Here is a 10,270-nt window from a genome sequence, read left to right as displayed (position 1 = left end):
CGGTGGGCGCGTTATGCGCTGACGTCGACGAGCAGTTTGATGTCGGCGCCGGCGTCCAGCAGTTCGAATGCTCCGGCGACGTCGGGCAGGGGCACCTGACGCACCCAGCCGTCGACGGGGAAGGCGCCGGCGGCCATCAGGTCGACGACCGGTGGGAAGTCGCCGCGGTAGCCGAGGGAGGCCCGTACGTCGAGCTCGCTGAGCATCGTCAGCAGCGGGTGGAGACTTACCGGCTTCAGGTAGGTGGCCACGGTCACGAGGGTTCCGCCGGGGCGAAGTGCTGACAGGCCGGCCTGGAACGCTGGCTCGACGCCGGCCGCGTCCACCACACAGTCGACGCCCTCGCCCTTGGTCAGTTCCTTGGCCAGCTCCGCCGGATCGGTCTCGGCCGGGTCGACGACGCTGGCGGTGCCCGCGCCGACGGCGGCCAGCACGGTGGTGACCGCGGCGCGGCGGACTTTCGACGGCTCCGACACGATCAGCCGCTCGACACCCCGGGCGACCAGGTCGAGCGCGGCGGCGATACCCACCGGCCCGGCACCGAGCACCAGGGCGCTGCCGCCGGCGATGTCGCCGCACCGGCTGACCGCGTGGTGCGCCACCGCGAGCGGCTCGATGAGCGCGCCCTGGACGGCGTCCAGGCCCTCGGGCAGCACGTGCACCATGCCGGGCCGCACGACGGTCAGCTCGGCGAGCGCGCCGGCCCGGTCGGACAGCCCGTGCCAGACCATGTTGCGGCACAGGTTGTACGAACCGGCGCGGCACGGGCCGCAGTGACCGCACGTCCACATCGGCTCGACGGACACGAGCGCCCCGGGGCGCAGCTGCGCGGTGGCGACGCGGGGGTCGTCGACGTCCGGGCCGACCTCGACGACCTCGGCGGAGAACTCGTGGCCGAGTGTCAGCGGGCCGGCGGACATCCCGGTGCCGCCGTGCCACATGTGCAGGTCGGAGCCGCACAGCCCGGTGAACAGGGGCCGCAGCAGCACCTCACCGGGGCCGGCGGACGGGGCTGGGACGTCGTCGACCCGCAGGTCGCGGGGGCCGTGCAGGCGGGCAGCTCGCATCGCGGGTGGCACGTCCTTCCAGGGGTTGGTCCGGCTTTCCGGTGCTGGTCAGGCTCTGCGGTGTTGGTCAGGCTTTGCGGTGTTGGTCAGGCTCCCGAGCCGAGCAGGCGGGTGGCGGTGCCGATCACGTCCGGGTAGCGCCTGGTCCGGGCGCCGCCGTCCACGCCGTAGAGGCTCGCGGAGACGAAGCCCGCCTCGTCGGAGGCGAGGAACAGCACGACGCTCGCCACCTCGTCGGGTTCGGCGAACCGGCCGAGCGGGGTGTTGTCGATGTACTCGTCGACGAGCCCGGGCAGGCTCCACATCGGGCCGGTGGCCGAGGTACGCACCAGGCCCGGGGCGACGGAGTTGACGCGTACCCCGGCCGGGCCGAGCTCCATCGCCGCCACCTCGGTCAGCGCCACGACCCCGGCCTTGGCCGCGCAGTACGCCCCCATGCCGCGGCCGGGCTGCACGGCGTTGAGGCTGGCGATCGTCACGATCGAGCCGCCGCCGGAGCCGCTGTCGCCGCTGCCGCCGGCTCCGGCCGCGCGCATCGCCGCCCCGGCGTGCTTCACGGTGAGGAAGACCCCGTGCAGGCACAGGTCGACGACCCGGCGCCATTCCGCGAAGTCGTGGTCGACGATCTCCGCGTTGGTTCCGCCGCCGGCGTTGGCGACGGCGATGTCGAGCCCGCCGAAGCGGCTGGTGGCCAGCTCCACCAGCGCTGCGACGTCGGCCTCGACGGTGACGTCGCAGCGGGCGCCGGCGAAGGACTCGCCCAGCTCGGCGGCCAGCGCCGCCAGCCCCTCCTCGTTGACGTCTCCGCCGACCACCCGGGCACCCTCGGCGACGAACCGCCGGGTCACCGCGCGCCCGATCCCGCTCGCCGCTCCTGTGACGATGGCAACTTTTCCCGCAATCCGGTTCACCACGTCGGACAGCCTGACGGTACGCAGACGCCGAATCAAGAGTCGCATTATGCGAACGCTTCCGGTCGGCCCTGGCCGCCCGACGAGTTACATTCGCGGGCACCATGAGCCGACCATCGCCGCAGACCGAGCGGCTTCTCGACCTGTTCGACCTGCTGGCCAGCCGGCCCACCGACGGTTTCACCCTCGCCGAGATCGCCAGGGCGGCCGGTGTCAGCAAGGCCACCGTCCATCCCATGATCGTCGCTCTGGCTCGGCGTGGCTGGCTGTTGCGGCACCCGGAGCTGCGCACCTACCGCCTCGGCCCGGCACTGATCGCCGCCGGGCGGGCCGCCGCGCAGGGCGGCACCGCGATCGACGCCGCGCGCCCCTTTGTCCGCGACCTCGCCGCCGCGACCGGCATTCCCTGCGTCGCCCTGGTGGCCGGCGGCATCCCCGGCGAGGACGACGACCTGCTCGTCGGCGAGATCGGCCTGCCCTATGCCCCCGTCGGCGACACCGCGCCCGGCGGAGTCCGGCACGGTGCCTACTGGCTGCGTCTCGGTGACCGGATCCAGCCGCGTCCACCGCTCGGCGCGGTGTGCGTGGCATGGGCGGACGACGCGGCCGCCGAGGCGTGGCTCGCCCGGTTGGGGCCCGACCGGCCCGCCGACGCGCTGGCCCGGCTGGCACCGGGGCTCGCCGGCATCCGCTCCCGCGGCTGGGCGGTCGAGATCGAGGACCACCTCTACGAACGGCTCAGTTCCCTGGTCGCCGACCTGGACGGGGAGGAGCGGGCGGGCGCTGCCGCGCGCACCGGGGCGGCCGCGGCGTCGGCGACTGCGACCACGTCGGCGACTGCGACCACGTCGGCGACTGCGACCGCGCCGGCTACCACGCACACGCCCAGCCATACCGCCGCGCTGCGGCGGCTGATGGCGGATGTCGGGCGCGCCTTCGACCTTGCCGACACGCTGCCCGCGACCGTCGACCCGGACGCGCAGTACCGGCCGACGTCCATCAACGCCCCGGTCTTCGACGCGGGCGGGTCGGTCGCCGTCGTGCTGTGCCTGATCATCGGGCGGTCCGGCCGGGAAGGTCGGGACGGCAGGGAGGGGCGGGGGAACGGGACGACCGGACGTCTGTCCGGCGCCAGGGTCATCGAGCTCGGTGAACAGGTGAGAGCCGCGGCGGACGCCGTCACCGCTGCCACGCACGGCCGCCGCCGGGACGGGTGAGGCGTCCCGGCGGCACCGCCGCCCAGCGTTCGCATAATGCGACTCTTGATTCACTTCCTGCGAACTGAGAGCCTGCCGGCCAGTCGAAGTGAGCACAGGAGGACCACATGTCGTTAGCTCGGGAGATCTCCTCCAAGGTGGCCGCGGGCGAGCGGTGGCCGTTGAAGTTCGGTGTCTTCATGGCGCCGTTCCACCGCGCCGGGCGCAACCCCACCCTCCTGCTCGAGCAGGACGTCTCGCTGCTCGAGCACCTGGACCGGCTCGGTTTCGACGAGGCCTGGATCGGCGAGCACCACTCCGGCGGCTGGGAGATCATCGCCTCGCCGGAGGTGTTCATCGCCCACGCCGCCGCCCGCACCCGCCACCTGCGGCTCGGTACCGGCGTGGTCTCGCTTCCGTACCACCACCCGCTGAACGTGGCCGACCGGATCGTGCTGCTCGACCACCTGACCCGCGGGCGGATCATGTTCGGCGTCGGCCCCGGGCAGCTCGCCTCCGACGCGCACATGCTCGGTATCGACACCAACCGCCAGCGGGCCATGATGGAGGAGTCGCTCGAGGCGATCACCGCGCTGTTCGACGGCCGGGAACCGGTCACCCGCAAGACGGACTGGTTCACCCTGCAGGACGCGGTGCTGCAGCTCGCGCCCTACACCCGGCCCCGGCCCGAGATCGCCGTGGCGGCCACCTTCTCCCCGGCGGGCCCGCGCACCGCCGGGCGGTTCGGCGCCGGCATGCTGTCGATCGCCGCCAGCCAGGCCGGCGGCTTCGACGTGCTCGGCTCGCACTGGTCGGTGGCGAACGAGGTCGCCGAGAAGCACGGGCAGACCGTCGACCGGCGATCCTGGCGGCTGATGGGCCAGATGCACCTCGCCGAGACCGTGGAACAGGCCGCGAAGGACGTCGAGTACGGCCTCGTCGACGTGCAGACCTACCAGTCGAAGGTGCTGCCGATCCCCGGCGACCCGAGCACCCCGCTGGCCGACCGGATCAGGCGGGGCAACGAGACCGGCTCGTTCATCTGCGGCACCCCGGAGATGGCGATCGAACAGATCGAGCGGCTGTGGCAGCAGTCCGGCGGGTTCGGCACCTACCTGATCCTGGCCGCCGACCTCGCCGACCAGGAGGCGACCAGGCGCAGCTACGAGCTGTTCGCCCGCGAGGTCGTCCCGCACTTCACCGGTGCGTCCGCCGGGCCGCTCGGCTCCCAGGACTGGCAGGTCAGCCTCTCCCAGACCTGGAAGGACCAGACCGCGACCGCGATCGGCAAGGCCATCGAGGACCACGCCGCCTCCCAGACCTCCCAGACTTCCCAGACCTCCCAGGAACCGCGCCCGTGAGCCGGCCGTTGCGCGTGGTCGGCATCGGTGGCACCGGCCGGGCGGGCTCCACGACCGAGCGCCTGGTCGCCGCCGCGCTCGACCGGGCTGCCGCGGCCGGGGCGGAGACGACCCTTTTCGCCTCCGCCGACCTCGACCTGCCGATCTACGCGCCGGAGCGGCCGGAGCGGGCACCCGCGGCCCAGCGGCTGATCGCCGCGGTCGCCGCGTGCGACGCCGTCGTGGTGGCCTCGCCGGGCTACCACGGCGGGGTGTCCGGCCTGGTCAAGAACGCCCTGGACTACCTGGAGGACCTGCGCGGCGACACCCGCTCCTACCTGGACGGCCGGGCCGTCGGCCTCATCGTGTGCGCCCACGGCGCACAGGCTGGCGGGACGACCCTGACCTCGCTGCGCTCGATCGTCCACGCGCTGCGGGGCTGGCCGACCCCGCTGGGTCTCACGGTCAACTCGGCCGTGCCGGTGGAGCTCGACGCCCCAGGCCCGCCCGGCGAGCCGTCGCTGGGGGAGCGGCTGGACCTGATGGTCGACCAGCTCCTCACCTTCGCCCGGGTCTGGCCCCGGTAGAGCCGCCGACCGTGCCGACCCGATGGCCGGAAGGGCTATCCGTGCTACCGCCGAGCACGTTATATTCCCCATCGGGTCCAAGTGAGATATTTTATCCATTTTGGTAGGAGTCGGAGCGGCCTGCTTTGCCCGCTGGTGGCCGTTCGCCCAGCCTGCCGGTTCGTGGGGGCGCCATGCGTGCAGGTGGTTCGGTGAGGCGGTTGGCCGCCATCACCGCGGTTGTGGCGGTCGGTGTGGCTGGTGTGGCTGGCTGCTCGGCAGCGGATTCCAGGTCCGAGGCGTCGGCGGACTGTCACAGCCCCGGGGTCACCGCGAACCAGGTGAACCTCGGCTTCGTCGTGTCCGACTCGGGTATCGGCGCCGACGCGCTGGCCTCCGCTCGCTTCGGCGTGGACGCGCGGATCGGCCTGGCCAACGACGAGGGCGGCGTCCACGGCCGGCGGGTCACCTACGAGTTAGCCGACGACGGGGGCTCGCTCTCGCAGGGTGTCAGCGTCACCCAGGCTCTCGTTCAGGATGAGGCCGTCTTCGGTCTCATCACGGTCACGGTCGCCCTCAACGACGCGATGGACCAGCTGGACAAGCAACAGGTACCCGTGATCGGGCTGGCAGTCGAGTCCGGTTGGGCCGAACACCCGAACATGTTCTCCGACAGCTACGGAGCCTCCCCCCAGACCGTCAGCCGTTACATCCAGGCCGTCGGCGGCACCAGAGTCGCGATCTTCACCACCGGCACGGGACAGGCCACCCTGGACAACGCCGGCCAGTACGTGAACGCCATGCGATCGATCGGGCTCACGGTCGCCGGGTCCGTTCCCTTCAACGCGGCCACCGAGAGCGCCGCCTGGGCGGCGCAGCAGATCGCGGGCATGGACGCCGACGCGATTCTCGCGCTTTCGACGCCGGACGACCTCGCCGCCATCATGCAGGCCGTGCAGGCCGCCCACCTCGACATCACCGCGAGCGTCGCGTTGAGCGGATACGACCAGCGTCTGCTGACTGCCATGGGACCGCGCCTCGCCGGGGTGTCGTTCCCCGTGTACTTCCGCCCCTTCGAAGCCGGCGGCCCGGCCATGGACCGCTATCGCCGGGCCATGAACACCTTCGCTCCCGCGGCGGGTCAACCGGAACAGCAGTTCGCGATGTTCGCCTACCTCTACACGGACATGTTCCTGCGCGGCCTGGAACTCGCCGGTCCCTGCCCCACCCGCGAAGGCTTCATCGACGCACTACGTGACGTCACCCGCTACGACGCGGGTGGGCTCATCGCTCCGGTCAGTTTCCGCGACAACGTCGGAAAACCCACCACCTGCAATGCCTTCGTCCAGATCAACCCGGCCGGCACCGCGTTCCAGGTGGTCCGGGAAAGCCTCTGCGCGGACGGCTCCGGCACCTGAGCCGGTCCGGTGGCCGTGGCCGGCTCAGGCCGAAAGACGCAGCGGAAGCTCGCTCAGCCCGCGGACGACGATCTGGGGCCGGTAGGCGAGAGTCTCCGCGGCCAGCGCGAACGACCGGGTGCGGCTCAGCAGCACCCGGAAGGCGATCTCCGCCTCCATCCGGGCGAGCGGCGCGCCGAGACAGTAGTGGATGCCCACGCCGAGCCCGAGATGGCGCCGGGTCCGGGCCGACCCCGTGTAGCGCGCCGCGAGGAACCGATCGGGATCTTCGAAGGCCTCCGGGTCCCGGTTGGCGGCGCCGAGCATCAGGATCGCGCCGTCACCACGGGCGAACGACCGCCCGGCGATCTCGGCGTCGGTGAGGAACGTCCGCGCGACGAACTGCACCGGCGCCTCGTACCGGATCATCTCCTCCACCGCGGAACCGACCAGGCCGGGATCGGCACGCAGAGCCGCGAGCTGGTCGGGATTGCGCACCAGGGCGAGAACTCCGCTGGCGATGAGGTTCGCGGTCGTCTCATAGCCCGCCACCAGCAGCAGGGCGCACAGCTCCAGCAGCTCCCGCTCGGAGAGCACGTCGCCGTCGTCGTGCAGGGCGACGAGCCGGCTGAGCAGATCATCCTGGGGCGCCGCGCGGCGGCGGGCGATCAGATCGACGAAGTAGGCGTCGAACGCCTTCCCCGCCCGATGGCAGGTGGCCTGTTCCTCCTCGGTCAGGAGGTAGTAGGGGTCCAGCCCGCGGGTCAGCGCGTCGGCCCACCCACCGAACTCCTCCTCGTCCGCCGCCGGCACCCCGAGCAGCCGGCAGATCGTCCGCAACGGCAGCGGCCGGGCGAACGCCGTGACCGCGTCGATCTCGGCCCGCTCGAGCGCCTCGTCGAGCAGCTCGTTCGCCAGCGAGGTGACCTCCGCGGCCAGCGACTCGATGACCGCGGGGGTGAACGCCCGGCCCACCAGCCGCCGCAGCCGGGTGTGATCGGGCGGGTCGGCCCGCAGCAGCGACCCCAGACCGTCGCGCATCCCGGCCCGGTAGTTGATGCCGTCACTGAAGCCGTGCCCGGCGGCGGAATGGCTGAGCACGGCGGACGCCTCCGCGAGCCGGGTCACCAGCGTGGCACTGCGGCCACCGATCTCCCCGGTGATGAAGGCCCCGCGCTCCCGGATCTGCCGGTACCGCGGATACGGGTCGGGAAGCCGTGTCGCCGTCACCGCTTCCATGATCGCCGCGGTGCCCTCCTCGGATGTCCCCGCGACGCCCACCGTGGTCACAGACCTTCTCCTCCCGGACGACGTCACAGCAGAACCGCAGCGCCCACGGCGACCGGCCGGCGCCGCGGCACGATCCAGGAAAGCCCGCCCGGCCCGGCCGCGCACGCAAACCATGCAGGCACCGGCCCTGACGCGGCGAAGTCGAATCGCCCGATCGAGATCCATGGCATGTGCCCAGCTCTGGCCGCGGTGGCCGGGCCGGGATGATGGCCGTCGAGAGATCCGGGCACAGGGAGGTGTGGTGGCGCTGCGGCGAGCCGTGCCGGCTGGTGACGACGGGTTCTCGAGCATCCTGCGCCCGGAGAGTGGTCGCTTTGCCCGGCGGATGAGGAGGCGCGGCCCCTGGGTGGCGCTCGCGGCCCATCCGGTCCGGCTCGTGGTGCTGGGGTTCTCCGTCACGGTGGCGGTGACCACGATGCTCCTGCTCGTCCCGGCCGCCACCGAACCGGGCCGGACGACGTCCGTGCTGACGGCGCTGTTCACGGCGACCGGGGCCGCGAGCGGGGCGCTCTCGGTCGTCGACACCGGCACCCACTGGTCGACGTTCGGCGAGCTGGTGGTGATGGGATCCGTCCAGATGGGCGGGCTTGGGTTCATGACCTCGGCGTCGCTGCTGGGGCTGCTCGTGTCGCGCCGGCTGGGCGTGCGCATCCGGCTGCTGGCGGCGGTCGAGACCGGGTCGTTCGGTCTCGGTGACGTGCGCCGGCTGGTGCGCGCGGTGGCACTGGTGACGTTCACGGTCGAGGCCGTGGTCGCCGCGGTGCTGTTCCCACGGCTGTGGCTGAGCTACGACCGGTCCCCGGCCCGGGCCGCCTACGAGAGCGTGTTCCACGCGGTCACCGCGTTCAACAACGCCGGTTTCTCGCTGTACTCCGACAACCTGATGGGCTTCGCGAGCGACCCCGTCATCATCCTGGCGATCGCCGGCGGAGCGATTCTGGGCGGGCTGGGCTTTCCGGTGCTGTTCGAGCTGCGGCACGAGCTGCGCAGACCGCGGGCCTGGTCGCTGCACACCCGGGTGACGCTGCTCGGCTACGCGATGCTGACCGTCGTCGGACTGGCCGCCATCGCGGCGGTGGAATGGCGCAACAGCGCGACGCTCGGCGAGCACGGTGTCGGTGGCCGACTGCTCACGGCGTTCTTCGCCAGCGTCACCGCCCGCACCGCCGGCTTCAACTCGATCGACTACGCCCAGGCGGATCCGGCCACGCTGCTCATCACCGACGTGCTGATGTTCATCGGCGGTGGCAGCGCGAGCACCGCCGGTGGCATCAAGATCACAACCTTCATGATTCTCCTGTTCGCGATCCTGGCCGAGGCCCGCGGCGACGAGACGGCGGACGCGTTCGGCCGCCAGATCCCCTCGGCCGCGCTGCGCCAGGCACTCGCGGTCGCACTGCTCGGCGTCGCGCTGGTCGTCACCGCCACGCTGTGCCTGCTCCTGGCGACCGAGCACACCCTCGACGTGGTCCTGTTCGAGGTCATGTCCGCCTTCGGCGCGGTCGGCCTGTCGACGGGGATCACCGGTGAGCTCCCCGCGTTCGGGCAGTGTGTACTCATCGTGCTGATGTTCGTCGGACGGACCGGGCCGATCGCCGTGGCCTCCGCCCTGGCGCTGCGTGAACGGCGCAAGCTGTACCGCCTACCGGAGGAGAGGCCGATCGTTGGCTAGCAGGAACCGCGAGGACGCCGTCCTCGTCATCGGTCTCGGCAGGTTCGGCGGGACGCTGGCCCAGACCCTCCAGGAGCTCGGCCACCGGGTGGTCGCCGTCGACCGCAACCATGACCTGGTCCAGCAGTGGTCCGGCCAGATCACCCATGTGATCGAGGCGGATGCCACCAGCGAGGTGGTGATGCGCCAGCTCGGCGCGCACGAGTTCCGCCGGGCCGTCGTCGCGATCGGCACCGAGATCGAGGCCAGCGTGCTCGCCACCGGCGTGCTGCTCGATCTGGCCGTCCCCGAGGTGTGGTCGAAGGCGATCACCCGCGAGCACGGCCGCATCCTGGAGCGCATCGGCGCCAACCATGTCGTCTACCCCGAACGCGACGCCGGTGAGCGGGTCGCCCACCTGATGACCGGCCGGCTCATCGACTTCCTGGAGTTCGACGACAACTACGCGATCGCGAAGCTGCGCGCCCCCCGCGAGATCTGCGGCCGCGCGCTGGAGAAGACCGCCCTGCGCAGCCGGTTCGGGATCACCATCGTCGGTGTGAAGCATCCCGGCGGCCAGTTCACCCACGCCGAGGCCGGCACCGTCCTCGGGCCCGGCGACCTGATCATGATCGCCGGCGGCACCGACCGGGTCGAGGAGTTCGCGACCGCGGTCGGCACCGCGAACCCTCCGTGAATCCGAACGTGACGGTGTCCGGCCGCTGATTCCGGCTCCGGCTACCGGCTCCGGCTACCGGCTCCGCGTCCGGGCGTCGATTACGAACCGGGGACGGATGGCCCGTCGCGTGGGAGACAGCCGCGTTCCGTCGGTAGCTTCCGCCCGGAGCGGGT

9 protein-coding genes are annotated in these 10,270 nt (G+C 72.0%); 6 read left to right on the top strand and 3 right to left on the bottom strand.

Features of this window, described 5'->3' with window-relative positions; all coding sequences use genetic code 11:
• Window positions 1-11 precede the first annotated feature (11 nt).
• Together ACG83_RS31945 and ACG83_RS31940 are read right to left on the bottom strand one after the other, a co-directional pair.
• Window positions 12-1,067: an alcohol dehydrogenase catalytic domain-containing protein gene (locus ACG83_RS31945; protein WP_054569956.1), complete on the bottom strand. Its 1,056-nt coding sequence runs from the start codon at window positions 1,065-1,067 to the stop codon at window positions 12-14.
• An 86-nt stretch (window positions 1,068-1,153) separates the two neighbouring features.
• The gene (locus ACG83_RS31940) at window positions 1,154-2,026 is read right to left on the bottom strand and encodes an SDR family NAD(P)-dependent oxidoreductase (RefSeq protein WP_235498319.1); all 873 of its coding nucleotides are present in this window, start codon (window positions 2,024-2,026) and stop codon (window positions 1,154-1,156) included.
• A 56-nt stretch (window positions 2,027-2,082) separates the two neighbouring features.
• On the opposite strand from ACG83_RS31940, the gene ACG83_RS31935 reads away from it, so the two are divergent.
• The 4 genes from ACG83_RS31935 (at window position 2,083) to ACG83_RS31920 (ending at window position 6,498) form a co-directional block, all read left to right on the top strand.
• Complete coding sequence (locus tag ACG83_RS31935; RefSeq protein WP_054569955.1) at window positions 2,083-3,195, top strand: helix-turn-helix domain-containing protein; 1,113 nt, start codon at window positions 2,083-2,085, stop codon at window positions 3,193-3,195.
• A gap of 107 nt (window positions 3,196-3,302) precedes the next feature.
• Complete coding sequence (locus ACG83_RS31930) at window positions 3,303-4,535, top strand: LLM class flavin-dependent oxidoreductase (RefSeq protein WP_083473750.1); 1,233 nt, start codon at window positions 3,303-3,305, stop codon at window positions 4,533-4,535.
• Entirely contained in the window at window positions 4,532-5,101 is a 570-nt protein-coding gene (locus tag ACG83_RS31925) for an NADPH-dependent FMN reductase (protein ID WP_054569954.1), read from the top strand. Before ACG83_RS31930 ends, ACG83_RS31925 begins: the two co-directional genes overlap by 4 nt.
• 191 nt (window positions 5,102-5,292) lie before the next feature.
• Entirely contained in the window at window positions 5,293-6,498 is a 1,206-nt protein-coding gene (locus tag ACG83_RS31920) for an ABC transporter substrate-binding protein (protein ID WP_347280169.1), read from the top strand.
• A 24-nt stretch (window positions 6,499-6,522) separates the two neighbouring features.
• Here ACG83_RS31920 and ACG83_RS31915 read toward each other — a convergent pair whose 3' ends face one another.
• Complete coding sequence (locus ACG83_RS31915; RefSeq protein WP_054569952.1) at window positions 6,523-7,767, bottom strand: cytochrome P450; 1,245 nt, start codon at window positions 7,765-7,767, stop codon at window positions 6,523-6,525.
• 325 nt (window positions 7,768-8,092) lie between these two features.
• Here ACG83_RS31915 and ACG83_RS31910 point away from each other — a divergent pair, with 325 nt between their 5' ends.
• Entirely contained in the window at window positions 8,093-9,439 is a 1,347-nt protein-coding gene (locus ACG83_RS31910) for a TrkH family potassium uptake protein (protein WP_054570020.1), read from the top strand.
• Complete coding sequence (locus tag ACG83_RS31905) at window positions 9,432-10,115, top strand: TrkA family potassium uptake protein (protein WP_054569951.1); 684 nt, start codon at window positions 9,432-9,434, stop codon at window positions 10,113-10,115. Before ACG83_RS31910 ends, ACG83_RS31905 begins: the two co-directional genes overlap by 8 nt.
• The last annotated feature ends 155 nt before the right edge of the window (window positions 10,116-10,270 follow it).

It is taken from the genome of Frankia sp. R43 (genome assembly GCF_001306465.1).
Classification (GTDB): domain Bacteria; phylum Actinomycetota; class Actinomycetes; order Frankiales; family Frankiaceae; genus Parafrankia; species Parafrankia irregularis.
This window is presented reverse-complemented; position numbering and strand designations above follow the sequence as displayed.

Coding starts and splice junctions, on each gene's coding strand:
- ACG83_RS31945 (WP_054569956.1), bottom strand. CDS start 1,067: ATGCGAGCTGCCCGCCTGCACGGCCCCCGCGACCTGCGGGTCGACGAC.
- ACG83_RS31940 (WP_235498319.1), bottom strand. CDS start 2,026: ATGCGACTCTTGATTCGGCGTCTGCGTACCGTCAGGCTGTCCGACGTG.
- ACG83_RS31935 (WP_054569955.1), top strand. CDS start 2,083: ATGAGCCGACCATCGCCGCAGACCGAGCGGCTTCTCGACCTGTTCGAC.
- ACG83_RS31930 (WP_083473750.1), top strand. CDS start 3,303: ATGTCGTTAGCTCGGGAGATCTCCTCCAAGGTGGCCGCGGGCGAGCGG.
- ACG83_RS31910 (WP_054570020.1), top strand. CDS start 8,093: ATGAGGAGGCGCGGCCCCTGGGTGGCGCTCGCGGCCCATCCGGTCCGG.